15 protein-coding genes are annotated in these 18,875 nt (G+C 68.3%); 10 read left to right on the top strand and 5 right to left on the bottom strand.

The window, feature by feature from the left end; translation table 11 throughout:
- Positions 1-151 precede the first annotated feature (151 nt).
- From AB0383_RS37290 to AB0383_RS37280, 3 genes are all read right to left on the bottom strand, one after another.
- Positions 152-3,655 carry a glycosyl hydrolase gene (locus AB0383_RS37290; protein ID WP_364179143.1) on the bottom strand — a complete coding sequence of 1,168 codons (3,504 nt, stop codon included), beginning with the start codon at positions 3,653-3,655 and terminating at the stop codon, positions 152-154.
- Between the two features lie 883 nt (positions 3,656-4,538).
- Positions 4,539-5,762 carry a flavin-dependent oxidoreductase gene (locus tag AB0383_RS37285; protein WP_364179141.1) on the bottom strand — a complete coding sequence of 408 codons (1,224 nt, stop codon included), beginning with the start codon at positions 5,760-5,762 and terminating at the stop codon, positions 4,539-4,541.
- Positions 5,762-7,114 carry an MFS transporter gene (locus tag AB0383_RS37280; protein WP_364179139.1) on the bottom strand — a complete coding sequence of 451 codons (1,353 nt, stop codon included), beginning with the start codon at positions 7,112-7,114 and terminating at the stop codon, positions 5,762-5,764. The genes AB0383_RS37285 and AB0383_RS37280 overlap by 1 nt, the downstream gene beginning before the upstream one ends.
- Before the next feature lie 83 nt (positions 7,115-7,197).
- Between AB0383_RS37280 and AB0383_RS37275 the strand changes: the two genes are divergently transcribed.
- Positions 7,198-7,950 (top strand): IclR family transcriptional regulator, encoded by a 753-nt coding sequence (locus AB0383_RS37275; protein ID WP_364179137.1) that lies wholly within the window; start codon positions 7,198-7,200, stop codon positions 7,948-7,950.
- A gap of 4 nt (positions 7,951-7,954) precedes the next feature.
- On the opposite strand, the gene AB0383_RS37270 is transcribed toward AB0383_RS37275, so the two are convergent.
- Complete coding sequence (locus tag AB0383_RS37270; RefSeq protein ID WP_364179135.1) at positions 7,955-8,719, bottom strand: IclR family transcriptional regulator; 765 nt, start codon at positions 8,717-8,719, stop codon at positions 7,955-7,957.
- A gap of 145 nt (positions 8,720-8,864) precedes the next feature.
- Here AB0383_RS37270 and AB0383_RS37265 point away from each other — a divergent pair, with 145 nt between their 5' ends.
- From AB0383_RS37265 to AB0383_RS37235, 7 genes are all read left to right on the top strand, one after another.
- Complete coding sequence (locus AB0383_RS37265) at positions 8,865-9,932, top strand: cupin domain-containing protein (RefSeq protein ID WP_364179288.1); 1,068 nt, start codon at positions 8,865-8,867, stop codon at positions 9,930-9,932.
- The gene (locus AB0383_RS37260) at positions 9,929-10,783 is read left to right on the top strand and encodes a fumarylacetoacetate hydrolase family protein (RefSeq protein WP_364179133.1); all 855 of its coding nucleotides are present in this window, start codon (positions 9,929-9,931) and stop codon (positions 10,781-10,783) included. The genes AB0383_RS37265 and AB0383_RS37260 overlap by 4 nt, the downstream gene beginning before the upstream one ends.
- Positions 10,780-11,556 (top strand): maleylpyruvate isomerase family mycothiol-dependent enzyme, encoded by a 777-nt coding sequence (locus tag AB0383_RS37255; RefSeq protein ID WP_364179131.1) that lies wholly within the window; start codon positions 10,780-10,782, stop codon positions 11,554-11,556. The genes AB0383_RS37260 and AB0383_RS37255 overlap by 4 nt, the downstream gene beginning before the upstream one ends.
- A 195-nt stretch (positions 11,557-11,751) precedes the next feature.
- Positions 11,752-12,744, top strand: coding sequence for a UbiD family decarboxylase (locus tag AB0383_RS37250; protein WP_366189785.1), 993 nt, complete (start codon positions 11,752-11,754; stop codon positions 12,742-12,744).
- A gap of 6 nt (positions 12,745-12,750) precedes the next feature.
- Positions 12,751-13,203 carry a hypothetical protein gene (locus tag AB0383_RS37245; RefSeq protein WP_364179287.1) on the top strand — a complete coding sequence of 151 codons (453 nt, stop codon included), beginning with the start codon at positions 12,751-12,753 and terminating at the stop codon, positions 13,201-13,203.
- A 31-nt stretch (positions 13,204-13,234) separates the two neighbouring features.
- Positions 13,235-14,821, top strand: a complete 1,587-nt coding sequence (locus AB0383_RS37240) for an MFS transporter (RefSeq protein ID WP_366189784.1) — start codon at positions 13,235-13,237, stop codon at positions 14,819-14,821.
- 254 nt (positions 14,822-15,075) lie between these two features.
- Complete coding sequence (locus tag AB0383_RS37235) at positions 15,076-15,423, top strand: TraR/DksA C4-type zinc finger protein (protein WP_364179126.1); 348 nt, start codon at positions 15,076-15,078, stop codon at positions 15,421-15,423.
- A gap of 74 nt (positions 15,424-15,497) precedes the next feature.
- Here the strand turns inward: AB0383_RS37235 and AB0383_RS37230 are convergent, their stop codons facing one another.
- A complete protein-coding gene (locus AB0383_RS37230; RefSeq protein ID WP_364179124.1) occupies positions 15,498-16,097 on the bottom strand; it encodes a TetR/AcrR family transcriptional regulator in 600 nt (199 codons plus the stop codon).
- A 187-nt stretch (positions 16,098-16,284) separates the two neighbouring features.
- Here AB0383_RS37230 and AB0383_RS37225 point away from each other — a divergent pair, with 187 nt between their 5' ends.
- Both AB0383_RS37225 and AB0383_RS37220 read left to right on the top strand, forming a co-directional pair.
- On the top strand, positions 16,285-17,886 hold the full coding sequence (locus tag AB0383_RS37225; RefSeq protein ID WP_366189783.1) for an FAD-dependent monooxygenase: 1,602 nt from the start codon (positions 16,285-16,287) through the stop codon (positions 17,884-17,886).
- A 40-nt stretch (positions 17,887-17,926) separates the two neighbouring features.
- Positions 17,927-18,748: an alpha/beta hydrolase gene (locus AB0383_RS37220; RefSeq protein ID WP_364179120.1), complete on the top strand. Its 822-nt coding sequence runs from the start codon at positions 17,927-17,929 to the stop codon at positions 18,746-18,748.
- Positions 18,749-18,875 lie beyond the last annotated feature (127 nt).

Below are 18,875 nucleotides of genomic sequence, written 5' to 3'. Positions count from 1 at the left end.
CGACGAGGCGGACGCAACTGACCACAGAACCGACCGGACGTGCCCACCGCGCTGACTCCACGATCGAGATGTCACCGGTGCAAAGATGGTCCCGCCGTTCATGAGCGGCGGGACCATCTTCGTGGTTGCGGCGATCAGCGCGGTGGGAAGATCACTTCCCGGGCTGGTTGGAGTGGCCCGGGCGTTCGACCACTGCGACGGTGAAGGTGTCCAGTGAGATGTTGCCTTGGAGGCCGTAGGATGCGACGGCGCCGGCGACGGTGTCGGCGGCGGGCAGGTTGGGGTAGCCCAGCGCCCTCATTTGGTTGCGCAGCGAGCTCGATACTTCGACCTTGATCGTGTTGCTGCCGGCTTTCAGCGCGGAGCTGACGTCGATGCGTCCGGCGATGAAGTCGTAGCCGGTGATCTTCTTGCCGTTGACCCAGACTTGGGCCAGGGCGCCGCCGGTGGAGGAGATGTCGAGGTAGGCACCGTTTGAGTCATTCCACGTGTCGGGCAGGCGGAATGTGGTGCTGTATGTGCCGACACCTGATACCGACGCCGGATTCTGCGCCGTGAAGGTCATGTCCTTCCAGGGGATGAGCTTGGTCGTGCCCACGTTGATGTCGGACTTCTTCGTGGTGAAGTACACCTCTTTGGTGGTGTAGCCCTGGCGTGCCTCGGTCAAGATCTTCTTCTCGCCGGGTGTCCAGCTGGTGAGGACCAGGTTCCACGGCGCGTTCGTCAGGTTGACGTTGTCCGGTACGGAGATCTTCTTGGTCACAGTGGAGCCATCGGCCAGCCTGGCGGTATAGGTGCCCGACTCGGTGGCGAGGATGGCCGCGCCGTCGGCGGTCACTCTGCCCTGGGGCGCGTTGGTGCTTCGCAGGGGCGCGGCGGTCTTGGTTTTCAGGTCGATGGCGATCACCGTGGTCTGTCCAGGCGCCAGAGTCACCTCGAACGAGGTGCGGCCACCGGAAGAGTTGTACAGGGCAAGCGCCTCGATGCCGCTTGACCAGGTGTCGATGCGGTACGGCTTGCCGATCGCGTCGACGCTGATGGTCGTCGTGACGGTTTCGGCGTCGATCGGGTTGTTGAAGTAGTCGCCGCGCTTTTCCATGTAGTTGTAGGCCCACAGGTACACGGTCTCTTTGGTCCTGCGCATGGCGGTGAGGACGGTCTGATTCGGTTCGGCGTATTCGGCGCGGGGCCGCACTCCGAGCCGCTTCAGCGCGCTGTACACGCCGGTCTTGCCGTAGTAGTACTTCTCTTCGTAGTCCTCGGCTGCGGGGTCGGGGGTGGTCGCGCTCTGGGGGACGTTCGCGTTGACCTCGTTGACGTTCGGGAGCTTCTTCAGCCGTGCCATCACCTTCGCCAAGTCGGAGTCGGTGCCCTCGTTGCCGAGGGTGCGGATTGCCGCCTTGGTGTTCAGGTAGTTCCTGGTCGCACTCAACGTCTCGGTCAGGCCGTTGACGACGACAACGGGCAGGCCCTGCCGGGCAAGAGCGTAGATTGCCTGGGCGCTTTTCAGCCGGATGGAGTCCTGGTAGATGACGATCGCCTGGTATCCCACGTTTTCGGGCATCAGACCGTCGGTCTTGCTGTATTTGACGCGCTTGTTCTCCAGGATCTCGGGTGCGAAGTATTCGTAGGTGTACCCGTTGTCCTGCAGTTCGAGATCCTTGAAGTAGTTGGCCCTCCGGTGCCGCATGAAGTCGGGGTGGGGGTGGTCGCTGTTGAAGGCGTAGTCGGTGCGCAGCACCGCCAGGTCCATTTGCGGCTTGCCCTGCTGCAGCACGGCTTGGGTGCGGGCGATCATCGGCAGGTAGTCGCCGTACTGCGTGGACTCCGGCTGGCGCGGACCCCACCGCTCCGAGTATCGCGCGTACATGCCTTCGTGGCCCGGCCAGTACGTACCGTCCCAGGGGTTCGACGGGTCGCTGGAGTCAGCGCCGGAAATGCTCGAGTAGCCGTGGAATACGGTGTGGCTGACGCCGGAGGCGAACTGGGTGTTGATGATCTGCATGAACCGGTCCTGCGGCCAGGTGTAGTTCTCGCCACTGATCGCGCCGGTCTCACTGGAGTACCGCAGCCCGTGAGTGTGGGCCGCACCCGACAACGTCCGCTGCGAATCCAACTGGTTCCCGAAATCAAGCGATTCGGTTTCCACGTAGTCCACACCTTGGGCCGGCGTGGTGATCTCATAACCCACGTTGTACGAAATCTCGGCCCGCAGCTTCATGTTCATCTCATCGTTCAGGTAGGCCCGAAGCGGCTTGAGAACATTGTCGGTGTACATGTCGGTGATCGTCTCGAAGAAGTCGTTGCGAATCTTGTTCACCGCGACCTGGTCGGCTCCGGCGACCAGGAATGAGGTGAGGCCCGCCCGGCCGTCCTTCCTGATGACGTAGGGCAGGTATGGCTCGAGGCTGTACCCGCGGCGCTTCTGGAACTCGCTCATGAGCGTGGAGCCCCAGAATTCGCCGCCGTTGGAGTTGCTGGTCGAGATCTCCAGCGAGTCCATGTACATCTCGCCGCGGCCGTTGTCGATGATGGCCGATTTCAGCTCACGGTCGTTGAACACGTGATTCTTGTAGTAGTCGATGAAGTCCTGCATGCCGGCTGGGTCGATGTAGTTGATGGTCACGTTCTGTGTGGCCGAGGGTGTCGGTGACTGGCCGGTCGCCTGCATCCAGAACGCGTAGATGTCCCAGGTTCCGGTCCCCGCCGGCGGCGTCCAGGTCAGGGAATAACCCGCCTTGCCCGTGGGGTCCTTCATCGTGCTCGGAGTCACCGGGGTGCCGTTGAGGGTGACCTTGCCGGTCAACACGACCGACGTGTCGGTGTAGCTCATGGTGCCGGAGATGCTGCCGTCGGCGGTGACCGAGCCGGTGTTGCCGGCTGCTCGTCGGACCGCGACCACGGCGATCAGGTCCTGCCGCACGGTTCCGGCCACGGTCATCACCGAGCGCTTCAGGGCGCCGGTGAACGCGGTGCCGCCGGTCGTGGTCTGGATGGCGTAGCCCAGCGCCTTGCCGGCTCCGTCGTCATCGAACTTCAGGTTCGCGATCGGCAGGTTCGCGTTCGCCCAGTGGGTGCCGCTGGTCATGGAGAAGCCCATGCCGTACTTGTTGGCCTCTTGGATGATGAGCTTCGTGTCGTTCTTCCACTCATCCGATCCCCAGCTGTAGATCTGCTGGGGGGTCTTTCCCGTGGTGTTGCTGACGAAGACCGTGCCGCTCAGGTCGCTGTCCACATTGGGCTCGGGCATGCAGACGATCTCGACCGAGCCGATGCCCATGTCGTGGAGGGTTTTCATGTCGGCCTTGATGGTCGCGTCGGTGTGCAGCCCTTCGGCCAGCCACCACCTTGTGCCCGGCCGGTACTTGCCTTCCGGGTTGTCCAGGAGCGCGTGCTGGGCCTTGATGAACTTGTCGGCGATACTCGTCGACGAAGCCTCGGCGGAGCCGGCGCCGACCAAGCCTGAGAGCGCCACTGCCATGCCGACACCGCCGCTGATCTTGAGAAAATCTCTACGGTCGAAGCCGGGCTTGCTGTCTTCCATCGGTCCTCCTGGGGCAGGCAGGGAACGGTTCTTGCTGTGATGAATGGATCTTGAAGCGTTGCGATGCCGTGCGGCCGGAAGCAGTCGCAGGCGAGGGCGGCGAACCCTCAAGCGCCGGCGTGCGCGGATCCGGCGCCGGCAGTGCGTCGCCGGCCCTGCCGCGCAATACGCCCGCACCGTTGTTCGGACATTGATCGTCCATCGACGACACAGGGGTGGGGAGGGAAGGCGTCGTCCAGCGGACCTGATGCCGTTACCCGGCGGCGTTTGCGACCAGGCGTCCGCGACAGCGGGCCGGCGCGCCTTCGGCCGGTGCGGTACACCCGCGATGGTGCCGTACGCACTCAGTGGCCTCTCCGTTGAGGATCGAACTTATTAAAACGTTTCAAGTCGAGTCACTCTAGTTTCCAGCTCCTGCGCGGCCGTTGTCAAGCGTCAAACATCGCCTTCGTACGGCGGAATCGGTTCAGGATGCCGAGGGGAAACGCGGAATTCTTGGCTGCGAGAGCCGCGACACCAGACGAATCCGGGAATTGGCGTTCCCGCCACGGACAACGGAATCGCTGGCCACCGCGAGTCTCCCGGCAACCTCGGAATTGCCCGGCGTTGACATTCCCCGGGAACCCTGGTTAGGGTGCCGCTTGAAAGGTTTCACGCGAGTAGCTCAGCTCGGCAGCCCAGTCGGCGTGCTCGACTGCCACCCTGCTCGCGACCACCGCGACCACCGCGTCCTTCGGCGACGGGGACGACCTCATTGTCGTCTGCCCCGTCGCGGATCGGGACCGCGTGATCGGCGGGCTCCGCCGGACCGAAGGCGCCTGCGGGCGTCGCTGCTCGCCACTGCCCGAGAACAAGGAGGCCGTGGCGCAGTCCCGCGCGGCGCGCTGGAGGTCGCGAAGCTCGCCCGGGACGGGGAGACGTCGCCGGGCGGCGGCCGGACTTGCTCTCCGGATCCAGGCCGAGACCCGTGACCAGAGCGCCGCGCCAGGCCCCTTTAGCGCTGGGCTGACAGCACTGTCAGCGAGTACCCGGCGATCTCCTTGTAACTGGTCAGGATCGCCTCCAGTTCCCGTGGGTCGACGACGTTCTCGAGCCGGTCGAAGGGGCGGTCGCCGGTGCGTTCGTAGACCTCGCGCAGGATCGCGTCGGGTGGGGTGGTGCGGTTGGCACGGACCACGGCGGCGGTGGCAGGGAGGCGTTCGGCCTCGTAGGCGGCCAGGGCGGCGACCACGTCGGTCGTCGCGGTGAGTTTGGCGGCCAGGGTGTGGGCGTCCAAAATGGACTGTCCGGCGCCGTTGGAACCACGCGGCACCATGGGGTGGGCGGCGTCGCCGAGGAGGGTGATGCGGCCGGTGCCCCACCAGGGCAGTGGTTCCTGGTCGACCATCGGGTATTCCAGGATCGTCGTGGACGAGGACAGCAGCGCCGGGACGTCCAGCCAGTCGAATTGCCAGTCGGCGAAGGCGGGCAGGAAGTCCTCGAGCCGTCCGGTGCGGTTCCAGTCACGGTCGGAGTGCTGGGGCGTCTCGATTTCCACCACCCAGTTGACGAGCTGGCGGCCCTCGTGGTCGACGTCGTTGCGGATGGGGTAGACGACGAGCTTGCCGGTGGCGAGCCAGCCGGCGCGGATCATGCTGGCGCCGCCGAGGATGGCGGGCCACGGGGTGACGCCGCGCCACATGTTGTAGCCGGAGTACACCGGTCCGCTCTGGTCCGGGTGCAGTTGCCGGCGGACGACGGAGTTCACGCCGTCGCAGCCCACGACGAGGGCGCCGCGCACGCTGCCCTGCTCGAACTCCGCCGTGGCCCCGGTGGCGTCCTGGGAGACCGCCACGCAGCGTCGGCCGGTGACCAGCCGGTCGGGACCGAGCCGGTCGCGGACCGCGCGCACCAGGATGTCGTGCAGGTCGCCGCGGTGGATGGAGAACTGGGGCCACGGGTATCCCGCGGTCCGGCCGGTCTGCTCCGTGTAGATCCGCTGGCCGAACCTGTTGAAGTAGAGCGAGCTCTCGGTTTCGATCGCGACGGCGGACAGCTCGTCCGCCAGGCCGAGCCGCGTCAGTTCCCGGGTGGCGTGCGGCAGCAGGTTGATCCCGACACCGACGGCCGAGAGCTCGTCGACCGCTTCGTGGACCGTGCAGTCGACGCCGGCGGCGTGCAGTTCGAGGGCCAGGGTCAGGCCGCCGATGCCTCCACCGATGATGACGACTTCCGACATCAGTGCTCCATTTCTTCTCGGGGTGCCGCCGGGGAGACCCGGCGAGGTGCGTGAGTGCGAACGAGCACAAAGGACGTACTGACCACGGCGAGCACGGCCGCCACCGCGACCGCGACGAACAGCACGGCGCTGCCACCGAACGCGCTCAGCAACGCGCCGCCGATCGAGGGGCCGAGGATGCCGCCGACCCGGCCGACGCCGAGCATCGCGCCTTCGCCCGTCGCGCGGGCCTGAACCGGGTAGGTGGCCGCGCAGATGTTGTTGAGCAGGAACTGGCCACCGATGATGAACAACCCCGCGAACCCGACCGCGACGATGTTCACCGCCGTCGAACCGCCGACGGCGAGGACGAGCGTGGCCACCGCGCCCAGGCCGCACCAGAGCATCAAGCTGCGCCGGGCGCCGAGATAGCGGTCGGCGACGAGGCCGCCGAGCAGGGCACCGACGATGGACATCCCTTGCAGTACGGCGCCGAAGGTGTAGCCGGTCGCGAAGGTCTCGCCGCGCGCGATCATCAGCTGCGGTGTCCAGGTGGACAGCCCGTAGACGCCGAAGAGCAGCAAGAACGACGACACCCACAGCGCCACGGTTCGCGTCCGGTAGCGGGGCGCGAGCACAAGCCGCCAGTCCCGGGGTTGCCGGTCGACGGACAGCCCGTGTTCGCGGTAGGACTGGGCGCGGTCCGGCCGCAGCCGGGACAGCAGGCGCACCGCCTGCTCCTGCTTTCCGCCGGCCACCAGGAATTCCACCGATTCGGGGAACACGGCGAGGTAGATCACGCCCAGCACCGCGGCGGCACCGCCCACGTAGAACAGCGACTCCCAGTGGCCGCCTTCGGTGAGCGCGACGCCGAGGACCGCGGCCAGCACGCCGCCGAGTGCGAAGCCGGTGCCACCGAGCACCGTGAGCCGGTTGTGCACCCGCTCGGGCAGGTATTCGTTCACGTACGCCGTGCCCAGCGGCAGCAGCACGCCCAGGCCCAGCCCGGTCACCGCGCGCAGCGTGACGAAGGCCGGGAACGTGGTGCCGAAGATGCCGGTCAGCACGCTGAACACCCCGGCGATCAGCAGGCCGGCGATCAGGGTGGGACGGCGGCCGATCCGGTCGGCGACGACGCCGTGGACCAGCGAGCCGACGGCGAACCCGATCAACGCGGACGACACCAGGAAACCGGTTGCCCCACCGGACAGATGCCAGGGCTTCACCACGAAGTGGATCATGTACGACGGGATGAAGGTGTCGTAACCGTCGAACAGGGTCGCCAGGGCGACGAGCAGAACCAGCAACCAGTGGAAGGTCCGGAGTGGAGCGGTCCGCAGTTCCGTGCGGATGTCGATGGTGTCAGCGGACAAAGCGACCTCCTCCTTGAGGGCTGTGCCTGGACCTTAAGTTCGCGCGACCAGCCATCGGAATCCGCAGGTTGTAGAATTCTGCTATGCGGGACGAGTCGGGGTACCTGGTCGAGTCGGCCGACAACGTGCTTCGGCTGCTGGAACTGCTGGCCCAACGAGGGCGGCTTCGGGTGAGCGAGGCGTCCGACGAGCTGGGTGTCGCCCGGTCCACCGCGCACCGGTTGCTGATCACGTTGCGGCACCGCGGGTTCGCGGTGCAGGACTCGCACAAGGTGTACCGGCCGGGGCCGGCGTTCGAGCGGATGGTGCGGCCCGGCCCCTCACCGCTGGATCTGCGCGCGGCGCTGCACATCCACCTGGCGGAGCTGAGCCAGGGGCTGGGGGAGACGTGTCACCTGATGGTGCTGGAGGGCAACGGCGCCCGATTCCTCGACTGCGTGGAAAGCACGCAGATACTGCGGGTCGGGGCGCGGACCGGGATGCTGCTGCCCGCACACGTCACTTCGGGCGGCAAGGCGTTGCTGGCCGAGCTGTCCAAGGAGCAGTTCACCGCGTTGTACCCGCGGGACCTGCCCGCACTGCCGGGCAGCGGCACCGTGAACCGGGCGGCCCTGTTGCAGCAGCTGACCGGGATCCGCCGCCGCGGGTACGCGACCAACTACGGCGAGAGTGACCGCGGCATCGTCGCGATCGGTGCCTGCGTGCGGGACGGCAGTGGGCGGGCGCTGGCGGCGTTCGCCGTCGCGTTGCCGAGCCCACGGTGCCCCCGGTCCCGGATCCCGGAACTGGCCAAGGCCATCGAGGAACACTGCCGGCGGGCCTCGGCCGATCTATGACGAGTCACCGGGCTCGTGCGGTCAGTGCTTCCCTCACGTCGCCGCAGGTCCGGAGCAGGTGCGCGGCCATCGCCTCCGGATCGGCCGAGGCGAACCGCGCCGTGGGCACGGCGATCGCCAGTGCGGCCGGCTGGCCGTCGATGACACCGATGGACGCGCCGATCGCCGTGACGCCGGGTTCGCTTTCGTCGTGGTTGAGCCCGAAGTGGTTGCGGCGCACCGCAGCGAGCTCGTCGTGCAGCGCCGCGACGTCGTGAATCTTCTCGCCGGGCCAAGGGGGTAGCCCGGCGGCGTGCAGCGCGGCGACCTCCGCCGGGTCGAGGTCGGCCAGCATCGCTTTGCCGCCGGACGTGCAATACGCCGGCATTCGTGCGCCGGTCCGCAGGCCCACCCTCAGCGGATGGTGACTCTCGATGCCGTCGACGAACCGGATGTCGGCCGCGGCGCGGACCATCAGGTGCACGGTCTCGCCGACGTCCGCGTGAAGGCGCTCGAGGTACGGCCGAACCCGGTCGGCCAGCGGCGGCGCCCAGCCGGAGGTGGCCAGCGCGAGCAGCTCCGGTCCTGGCCGGTATTGCCGCTTGTCCCCGCGCGCCGCGAACCCGCGGTGGCACAGCGTCGACAACAGCCGATGCGCACTCGAGGGGGCCACACCCAGTTCCCGGCTCGCCTCGGTCACGGTGACGTGGCCGTGTTCGGACAGCAGGGTCAGCAGCGTGAGCGCCCGGTCGACCGCTTCGATGCGATACGGTCCGGAATTCTGCTCCACAGAAAAACCATACGTCGTCTTTGCGTTGTCCGGAAGACTCTGCCTACGCTCCGGGAAGACCGGTCGTACGTCGCCGAACACCAGAGGAGCGCGCATGTCCCCGGAGACGGAGCAGGTGATCGGCCGTGGCCCGGCCGCGAACGAGATGACCAGTGGGGAAAGTCCGGAGCTGGCCGAGCTGTACCAGGACTTCGAGTCCGAGCACCTCATTCCACTGTGGACGCAGATCGACGACCTCATGCCGATGCACCCGAAACCGAAGGCCGTGCCCCACGTGTGGCGGTGGTCGACGCTCTACCCCCTGGCGCAGCGCGCCGGTGAGCTGGTGCCGGTCGGGCGTGGCGGTGAGCGCCGCGCCATCGCGCTGGCCAATCCGGGCCTGCCCGGTCTCGCCTACGCGAGCCCGACCCTGTGGGCGGCGATCCAGTACCTCGGCCCGAAGGAGGTGGCGCCGGAGCACCGGCATTCCCAGAACGCGTTCCGCTTCGTCGTGGAGGGGGAGGGCGTGTGGACGGTCGTGGACGGAGATCCGGTGCGCATGTCCCGCGGTGATTTCCTGCTCACCCCCGGCTGGCGTTTTCATGGCCACCACAACGAAACCGACCAGCCGATGGCCTGGATCGACGGCCTGGACATCCCGTTCACGCACTACACCGACGTCGGCTTCTTCGAGTTCGGCGCGGATCGGGTCACCGACGACGCGACGCCGAACTTCTCCCGCAGCGAGCGGTTGTGGGGGCATCCGGGACTGCGTCCGCTCTCCGGGCTGCAGGACACGGTGTCCTCACCGATCGCGGCCTACCGCTGGGCACACACCGACGCGGCGCTGACCGAGCAGCTCCTGCTCGAGGACGAGGGCCAGCCCGCGACCGTCGGGCCGGGCCACGCCGCGGTGCGCTACGTCAACCCCACCACCGGCGGCGACGTCATGCCGACGATCCGGGCCGAGTTCCACCGGTTGCGAGCGGGCGTCGAGACGCGGGCGCGGCGCGAGGTCGGCTCCAGCGTGTTCCAGGTTTTCGAGGGCCGCGGTGAGGTGGTCCTGGACGGCGTCGAACACCGGCTGGAAAAGGGCGACCTGTTCGTCGTGCCTTCCTGGGTGCCCTGGTCCCTGCGCGCCGAGAGCGCGTTCGACCTCTTCCGCTTCTCGGACGCTCCGATCATGGAGCACCTGCACTTCCACCGCACCCATGTCGAAGGAGAAGACCGATGAGACTGGCGACGATCCGGGTCGGCGGGACGACCGCCGCCGTGCGGGTAGACGGCACCACGGCGATCGAAACCGGATTCACCGACGTCGGCGCCCTCCTGCGGGCGGGTGGCCTGGACGTGGCCGCAGCCGCGGACGGTGCGCGGCACGACTACGCCACCGCGGACCTCGCGCCGGTCGTGCCGTGGCCCGGCAAAATCGTGTGCGTGGGGCTCAACTACCGCAACCACATCCTCGAAATGGGTCGCGAGCTACCCGAATTTCCCACCTTGTTCGCCAAGTACCCCGAAGCCCTGATCGGGCCGCGCGACGAGATCCTGCTGCCGCCGGAATCCGACCGGGTCGACTGGGAAGGTGAGCTCGCCGTCGTCATCGGCACGAGTGTGCGCCGGGCCTCGGCCGAGGAAGCGGTGGCGGCCATCGCCGGGTACTCGGTGCTCAACGACGTCACCATGCGCGACTACCAGTACCGCACGGCTCAGTGGTTCCAGGGCAAGACGTGGGAGAACAGCACGCCACTCGGGCCGGTGCTCGTGACACCGGACGAGCTGCCCGCCGGCGCCCAGCTGGTCACGTCCGTCGACGGCGACGAGCTGCAGCGGACCACGCTCGACGACCTCGTGTTCGGCGCCGGGGAACTGGTGCGCTACATCTCCACGATCGTCACCTTGCAGCCGGGTGACGTCATCGCCACCGGAACCCCCGGCGGCGTGGGGCACGCGCGCAAGCCCCCGCGCTACCTCGCACCAGGGCAGACGCTGACCACACGCATCGACGGAATCGGTGAGCTGGTCAACGTCGCGGTGGCGGAAAAGGTGAGCGGTGGGCCGGAACGAGCCGCGGCCGGCGCATGAGCGTCACCTCCGAGGACGCGGCGCGCGCGGCCCTGCGGGAACGGCAAGGGCCTGGAGCCCGCTACGACTCGCCCCACGCGCCGGCGCGCGAACTGCTCTGGGCCCGGCGGGGCACGGCCTACTTCGCCCGGAAGCTCGGCGAACTGTCAGACGCCGAGCTCGACGAACCAAGCCTGCTGCCGGGCTGGTCCCGTCGGCACGTGCTCGCCCACGTCGGCTACAACGCCCGGGCGCTGACCCGGTTGCTCACCTGGGCGCGGACCGGTGGCGAGACCCCGATGTACGCCTCAGCGGAGCAACGGCAGGCGGAGATCCGCGCGGGGGCCACGCTGCCGGCTCGCGCGTTGCGGAGCCTGGTCGCCCACGCCGCCGCACACCTCGACACCGAGTGGCGCGACCTGCCGGACACCTCCTGGGACGCGCAGGTCCGCACCGCGTTGGGCCGATTGGTGCCCGTTCGGGAGACGGCGTGGATGCGCACCCGCGAAGTGTGGGTGCACACCCTCGACCTGGACAACGGCGCGACCACCCGGGAGTTCCCCGGCGATCTGCTCGACGAGCTGCTCGCCGATGTGCTGCGGGGGTGGCGACGGCGGCAGGAAGCGGTACACCTGGTGCTCGCCCCGACGGGTCGGGCGCCGAGCGTCCTGGGCGAGGGCGGTTCGACCGTTTCAGGTGGTCTGCCCGATCTCGTGCGCTGGGTGACCGGCCGCGGAACCGTCGGTGTGGTCGCGGAAAGTGGCGAGTTGCCGGAGCTTCCGCGCTGGTTCTGACCCTCTGCGTGGAACGCGGGAAGCCTCCGGCGCGGATTCCGTGCCGGTCTACTGTGGACTTCGTGGGAATTTTTCCTCTTCGAGGCGGTCCACCTCCGAAGTGAATCACGCCGTCCCGCACAGAAGAATTGTGGGACGGCAAGATTCCGGGACCGGACGGGTTCAGCCTACCGTCGGGTCCAAAAGGAGTGAGGCGTGTACAACGACTATCCCCAACCCCACGAGGACTTGCGAGAGCTGGTCGACCGGATCGACAAGCTCGGCCAGCTCGTCCGGGTCCCCGAGGCTGATCCGGACCTGGAACTGGGCACGTTGATCGAGCTGGTCGCCCATCGCGGCGGCGAGGGCGCTCCCGCGCTGCTGTTCGATAAGCTCACCGGCGACAGCAAAGGTTTTCGCGTGCTCTCCGGCGCGACCAACTCCGCCCAGCGCCTGGCGTTGACGATGGGCTTCCCGCGGCCGGGCCACCCGTTGGCCGCGGTGAACTCCTACCGCGAACGGATGCAGACCCACCAGCCGATTCCGCCGTCCGAAGTAGACAGTGGTCCGGTGCTGCAGAACATCCTGCGCGAGGGCGAGATCGATCTGACCGCGATCCCGGCGCCTCGGCTGCACGAGCTCGACGGCGGGCGCTACCTGGGCACCGACGACCTGATCATCATGCAGGATCCCGACGACGGCTGGGTCAACATCGGCACGTACCGGGCGATGGTCCAGGGCCCGGATCGGACCGGGCTGTGGATCTCGCCGGGCAAGCAGGGCCGCCAGATCCGGGAGAAGTACTTCGCCCAGGGCAAGCCCTGCCCGGTGCTGATCTCCTGCGGCCACGACCCGTTGCTGTTCCTCGCTTCCGGCAACGAGCTGCGCTGGGGACTGTCCGAGTACGACTACGCGGGCGGGCATCGAGGCGCCCCGATCGAGGTGGTCCGTTCCGAACTGTACGGACTGCCGATGCCGGCTGCCGCGGAGTTCGTGATCGAAGGTGAGCTGCATCCCGGCGAGACGGCGCCCGAAGGCCCGTTCGGCGAGTTCACCGGCTACTACGCCGGTGGCCGCAGCGAGCAGCCGGTGGTCCGCGTTCGCCGCGTCTACCACCGGGACAACCCGATCCTCACCGTCGCGTCGCCGATCCGTCCACCGTCGAACTTCTCCTACAGCAAGTGCGTGATGAAGGCCGGCATGGTGTGAGACGAGATCGAGCGGGCGGGCCTGTCCGGGGTGCAAGGCGTGTGGTGTCACGAGGCCGGCGCGGCCCGGATGTTCACCGTCGTCTCGATCAAGCAGGCCTACGCGGGGCACGCGAAGCAAGCCGCACTGCTCGCCGCGTCGTGTCAATCCAGCTCGTACCTGGGCCGTTTCGTGGTCGTCGTCGATGACGACATCGACCCCACCAACACCTTCGACGTGCTGTGGGCCATGTCCACGCGCTGCGATCCGGCCCAGGACATCGACCTGATCCGCGGGACGTGGAGCGGCCCGCTCGATCCGCGCCTCGATCGCGCGACCACCACGAACTCGCGCGCGCTGATCACCGCGGTCCGCCCGTTCGGCCGCGATTTCCCCGCTGTCGCGGAGGCTTCACCCGAGCTGCGCGACCGGGTCGCGGCCAAGTTCGCCGAGCTGCTCGACCGGCTGCCCACTTCCTGATCCTGGGACCGACGCTGAAAGGACAGCGGAGATGAGTTCCTCGACCTACGAACAGGACGGCGCCAGCGTGGTCGCCGTTCCGAAGTCAAGACCTGAGCAGAAACTGGGCTTCGCGACGTTGTTCGCGGCGTGCCTGGCGGTATGCGTCGCCGAGATCACCATCGCGATGCCGACCGTCCTCAACGGACTCTTCCAGAGCCGGCTGCACGCCGACGGCAGCGAGATCGCCTGGATCACCGACGCCTCCCTGCTCCCGGTCACCGCGCTCGCCCTCACATTCGGTGTGCTGGGCGACAAGTTCGGCCGCAAACGGCTCCTGGTGCTGGGTGCCGTGGCGCTGATCGCCGGGCACCTCGTCACGGCCACCGCCGCCGGAACGGCCCAGCTGTGGACCGGCAGGGCGATCGCGGGACTCGGTGCGGCCGCTCTGTTCCCCACCTCCCTGGCGGTTGTCGCCATCGGGACTCGCACCGGCCATGAACGCGCGCGCGGTGTCACGCTGTGGGCCGCATCGCTGGCCGCGGGCGCCGCACTGGCCCCGGTGATCTCGGGGATCTCCGCCGACAACGGATCCTGGAAATGGGCGTTCGTCGTCGTGATCGCGCTGTCCGCGCTGAGCGGCGTCGTGAGCCTGTTCGCGGCGGATTCGCGTGCTCCCGAAGGCCGGTCGCTCGACTGGCCGGGCCAGATCACGATCGCGATCGGGTTGTTCGCGCTGATGTACGCGGTCATCCAGGGCGGTACGGACGGCTGGGGCAGCACGGCCGTGGTGCTGGCGTTCGTGATCGCGGCGGTGTTCCTCGCGCTGTTCGTGGTCGTCGAACTGCGTTCGCCGGCCCCCTTGCTCCGGCTCGACGTCTTCCGCAACCGGGCGTTCACGGTGTCGGCTTTCGTGACCGTGGTCGGCATGTTCAGCTTCGTGGCCACGGCCTACAGCACCAGCATCCGGCTCGGTCCGGTCCAGCACCAGAGCCCGCTGCTCGCCGCGGCCGCGTTCGTGGTCCTCAACGGGGTGACGCTCGTCGTCGCCCCGCTGACCTCCCGGCTGATCGAGCACGTCAGCCCATGCTGGATCCTCAGCGGCGGCTTGCTGCTCACCGGAGTCGGCGACCTCTGGGCATCGACGGTGTCCATCACGGACCGAAGCCTGGGCTCCCTGGTGGGGCCGCTGCTGGCGGTGGGGCTCGGGTTCGCGCTGACGGTGACGTCGATCAGCGCGGTCGCGGTCAACACCGTGCCGGTGCGGCTCGCGGGCATGGCGAGCGGGGCGACCAGCCTGCTGCGGGACTTCGGCTTCACCCTGGGCCCGGCCGTGATCAGCGCGGTGGCGCTGAGCCGGGCAGCGGGGGACTTCACCACCTCGCTCGCGGCCAGCGCACTGCCCGAGCACGCCAAGGCAGCCGCGGCGGCCGTGGCGAAAGCGGGTGGTCCGCTGGCAGTGAACTCGGCCCCGCCGACGGCGCCCCACGCCGGAGCCGTTCCGCTCGCCGTGGACGCCCTCGGACACGGCTACTCGCTCGGCTACCTCATCAGCGGTATCGCGGCCGTCGTCGCCGCCCTGCTCGCAGCGGCGACCTTGGGCCGCACGGTCAGGCCGGTGGAGGAACCGGGGGAGTAGGCACACATCGTCCGGCTGGACAGCCGAGCGGTGATCCCGCCCGGCCGTCTGCCCGGATTCTTCGAACAGCGGAGTTCCGTCAACCCGGCGGAACCCCGCTATGAACCTGACATCGGCACCCACCGAGGGGCGGGCGACAAGCTGCGCGTGGCCGGGCGAGGGCGGTATCGTCCCGGACGTACCTGGCCAAATCGTCCCCAAGGTTCATCGGCGACTCATCGATGGTGAGGTGACGGGGAGAATGGTCCTGCGTCATGGATGAGCGCGGCGCGATGGAGCTGATCGAGAGGGCGCACGCCGAGACCTCGCGACGGGCCTCGGCACTGGCGCGGCGCTGGGACGAGATCGTGGCGGCGTCGGAGTTCACCAGTGGCGACGACGAACACGACCCGGAAGGCGCCACCATCGCCTTCGAGCGAGCGCAGGTCCAGGCACTGCTGCGTCAGGCCCAAGACGAACTCGCGGCGCTCGGACAAGCCGCCGAGCGGGTGCGTGCCGGCGTCTACGAGGTCTGTGAACACTGCGGCGGCCCGATCTCCGAAGGCCGGCTCGCCGCTCTGCCGGCGACGCGGACCTGCATCGCCTGCGCGAACCGAATGTGACCTGACCACTCCACGGCAACGTCGGCCCTCGATGGGCGCAAAGACGTTGACGCGCGCTGCGCGATTCCTGACGTTCACGGCATTCGCGCGGGGACGGGCACCTTCTCCGCGCGCAGCAGCTCCAGCGCCGTGCGCGTGAGCTTGCGCAGATCGGCCCGGCCGCCGCTTGCGTACCAGTCCTCGAACGCCAGGATGAACACGGCGGCGGTCTGCGCGACGGCGAGTCCTGCGATGACCTCGGCCGACTTGCCGCCGAGCCGATTGGCAACCTCGCGCCGGAGAGCCGCTTCCCAGGCCCGGATGGACTGGGCGAAATGCGCCCGGACGGACGGCGTGGTGGTGATGATCTCGTACGCGCCTCGGAGCTGCTTCGGCAGTTCGAGGTTGGACTGCACGACGCTTTCGAGGACGACGCGCAAGACGTCCGGGATCGGCGTTTCGGCCGGGCACTCGCGGACGTCGGCCAAGGCGGTGTCGAAGACCTTCTTGAAACCGCTGAGGACCAGCTCTTCTTTCGTGGGGAAGTAGCGGTACACGGTGCGGCTGCCCACCTCGGCCTCGGCGGCGATTTCGCCCACCGTCGTCGCGGTGAAGCCGTTGGACTCGAACAGGGTGAAGGCGACGTCGGCGATCGACTCGCGGGTTCGCTCCATCTTGATGTCGCGCAGCGACATTGCTCCTCCTCGGCAGACCGTCGGACGTCATCCTGCCACTTGGCAGTCAGTGCCGACTGGCTCGACGCACGGTGAGGTTCAGGTCACACCTTGTTTGCCTTTTGGCAGTGACGGCCGAGCGGCACAATGAGCCATGTGGCACTGACTGCCACTTGGCGGGTCAACGCAACGGCCTGAGGGGTTGGAGATGACCGAAATGAACACTGTGTCGGGCGACAAGGTCGGGGTTCTCATCGTCGGCGGCGCGTACACCGGACTCAGCACCGCGCTGGGACTGGCGTGGCGCGGCGTGCGATCGCTGCTGGTAGAGCGCCGGCCCACGACCGCCACGCTGCCGAAAGCGTGGGGTCTCAACATGCGGACGACGGAGCTGCTGAGGAACATCCCGGGGGTCGACGCTTCGCTCACTGCCGCGGAGATCACCGGCAAGCTGGTCCAGCACAGGGTCGGCGCGAGCCTCGTCGCGTCGGAGGTGGTGGCGTCGGACACCGAGCAGATCCTCGCCCTGCGGCGCCGCGTGACGTCGACGTTGCCCCAGGTGCTTCCGCAGTCCACCATCGAAAAGGCGCTGCGAGAGCAGGCGGAGCGGCTCGGCGCGGATCTGCGGTACGGAACCGAGCTGGTCTCGTGGACGCAGGCCGAGGACGGCGTCACCGCCACCCTTCGCGACGTGGCTTCGGGGCAGGAAGGCACTGTGCACGCGGAATATCTCGTCGCCGCGGACGGTCACGCCAGCCCGATCCGCGAGCGGCTCGGCGTCCCCCTCGACGGGGGCGGGCAGGTCGGCCACATCTACGTGGTCACCTTCGAAGCCGATCTGCCGCAGTACACGCAGGACAAGCAGCCGTTCGTCGTGACGGTGCGCGGTCAGGGCATGAGCATCATCTTCGACGGCAACGTTCTGACGCTGTGGGTCGACTACTTCCCGGAGAAGGGTGAGAGCGACGCCGACTTCACCGAAGACCGGTGCGTCGAGCGGGTGCGCCGGGCGGTGGGCATTCCCGATCTGGACTGCCGGATCGTCAACACCCGTTCCTTCGCGCTCAACCACCACCTCGCCCGGCAGTTCAAGGTCGGCCGGGTCATCCTCGCGGGCGATGCCGCGCACTCCTGCCCGCCGGTCGGGGGCCAGGGCGGGAGCCTCGCCCTGCAGGACGGGTACGAGCTCGCGTGGCGGCTGGCCCTGGTGACCGGCGGCCAGGCCGGGTCCGGACTGCTGGACGCCTGGGAGGTCGAACGACGGCCGATCGTCAACATCACCCTCGAACGCGAGGTCGAGCTGCTGAAGATCGCCGAGGGTCGGGTGCTCGCGACGAGTGACCCGTCGCAACCGATTCCCACGGCGAAGGAGATGCTCGGCTTCCGGTACCACTCGAGCACGGTCCGCACGGAACCGGACGACGATCTCAGCCTGCAGGAAGATCCCATGAACCCGTCCGGGTTCCCGGGCACCCGCGCGCCGCACGTCCGGCTGCGGCGGGAGGAGCCCGAGCTGTCCACACAGGAACTGTTCGGGCCGGGGTTCGTGCTGCTCACGGATCCGCACGGCACGAGCTGGCTCGGCGCCGCGGACAAGGTGTCGGAAAGCCTCGGCCTCGACATCGCCTCGTACACGATCGGTGCCGAACTGGTCGACACCGAGGACGCGTGGCACTCGCGGTACGGGATCAGCCCCGGCGGCGCGGTGCTCGTCCGGCCCGACGGGGTCATCGCGTGGCGCAGCAAGACGGCCGCCGGCGATCCGGAACACGAGCTCGACGAGGCGCTCACCGCGGTTCTGGCCCGCTGACCCGGCGCGCTGAACGCCTGCGGAAGGACGGAATTCGGCTATGGCACTCAGAAAGATCACCCTGGGCGGGCTCTCGTTCGACGTCTCCGACACCGGACCCGAAGAAGCCCCGGCCGTTTTGCTGCTGCACGGCTTCCCCCAGAGCTTTCACTGCTGGGACGGGGTCGCCCAGCGGCTCAACTCGCAGGGATACCGCACGATCGCACCGAACCAGCGTGGTTACTCGGCGGGCGCGCGTCCGCTGTCGGTGTCCGACTACGGGGTGCCGGCCCTCGTGGCCGACGCGCTCGGCATCCTCGATTCCCTCGGTGTGGCGCAAGCGCACATCGCAGGACACGACTGGGGCGGGATCCTGGCCTGGCACCTCGCCGTGCAGCACCCCGAGCGCGCCCGATCACTCGTGGCCGTGTCGATGCCGCACCCGGCCGCGTGGGAGTGGGCTCGGGAAAACGATCCCGATCAGCAGCACAGCTCGCGCTACCTCGCCGAATTCAGGCGTGAGGGCGAGATCGACGAGGTGATCGCGGCCGGCGGCAAGCTGCGCGCGCTCATGGTGCCACCGCTGTCCGACGAACAGTTCGCCCCGCACCAGGCACTCATGTCCGGCGGGGCCGCCACCCCCGCCCTCAACTGGTACCGGGCGATGGGCAGCTTCCGGGCGCTGGGCCCGTCGACGGTCCCGACCACATACCTGTGGAGCACCGCCGACACGGCCCTGGGCCGCACCGGCGCCGAACGCTGCCGGCGGCACGTCACCGGGCCCTACCGGTTCGTCGAACTCGAGGGGATCACGCACTGGGTCCCGGAAACGGCACCGGACGCGGTGGCGCGGGAAATTCTCACCGCCGCTGAGCAGAACTGAGCGCGGACGGCGTTCGCCGGGCCGGACACCGAACGTATCGTGTCGGTGCCCGGCTCGGCCGTTTCCGCTGGGGGATACGGACGTTGCCGACGGAGGTTTCTCCGGTATCTCCGAAAAGAAACGAGGA

The sequence above is a fragment of the Amycolatopsis sp. NPDC051373 genome (assembly GCF_040689465.1).
Taxonomy (GTDB): domain Bacteria; phylum Actinomycetota; class Actinomycetes; order Mycobacteriales; family Pseudonocardiaceae; genus Amycolatopsis.
This window is presented reverse-complemented; position numbering and strand designations above follow the sequence as displayed.

What these genes read in the sequence shown, in the direction of transcription:
- AB0383_RS37285 (WP_364179141.1), bottom strand. Translation starts at nt 5,762, where the DNA reads ATGTCGGAAGTCGTCATCATCGGTGGAGGCATCGGCGGCCTGACCCTG.
- AB0383_RS37275 (WP_364179137.1), top strand. Translation starts at nt 7,198, where the DNA reads ATGCGGGACGAGTCGGGGTACCTGGTCGAGTCGGCCGACAACGTGCTT.
- AB0383_RS37265 (WP_364179288.1), top strand. Translation starts at nt 8,865, where the DNA reads ATGACCAGTGGGGAAAGTCCGGAGCTGGCCGAGCTGTACCAGGACTTC.
- AB0383_RS37260 (WP_364179133.1), top strand. Translation starts at nt 9,929, where the DNA reads ATGAGACTGGCGACGATCCGGGTCGGCGGGACGACCGCCGCCGTGCGG.
- AB0383_RS37255 (WP_364179131.1), top strand. Translation starts at nt 10,780, where the DNA reads ATGAGCGTCACCTCCGAGGACGCGGCGCGCGCGGCCCTGCGGGAACGG.
- AB0383_RS37240 (WP_366189784.1), top strand. Translation starts at nt 13,235, where the DNA reads ATGAGTTCCTCGACCTACGAACAGGACGGCGCCAGCGTGGTCGCCGTT.
- AB0383_RS37235 (WP_364179126.1), top strand. Translation starts at nt 15,076, where the DNA reads ATGGATGAGCGCGGCGCGATGGAGCTGATCGAGAGGGCGCACGCCGAG.
- AB0383_RS37230 (WP_364179124.1), bottom strand. Translation starts at nt 16,097, where the DNA reads ATGTCGCTGCGCGACATCAAGATGGAGCGAACCCGCGAGTCGATCGCC.
- AB0383_RS37225 (WP_366189783.1), top strand. Translation starts at nt 16,285, where the DNA reads ATGACCGAAATGAACACTGTGTCGGGCGACAAGGTCGGGGTTCTCATC.
- AB0383_RS37220 (WP_364179120.1), top strand. Translation starts at nt 17,927, where the DNA reads ATGGCACTCAGAAAGATCACCCTGGGCGGGCTCTCGTTCGACGTCTCC.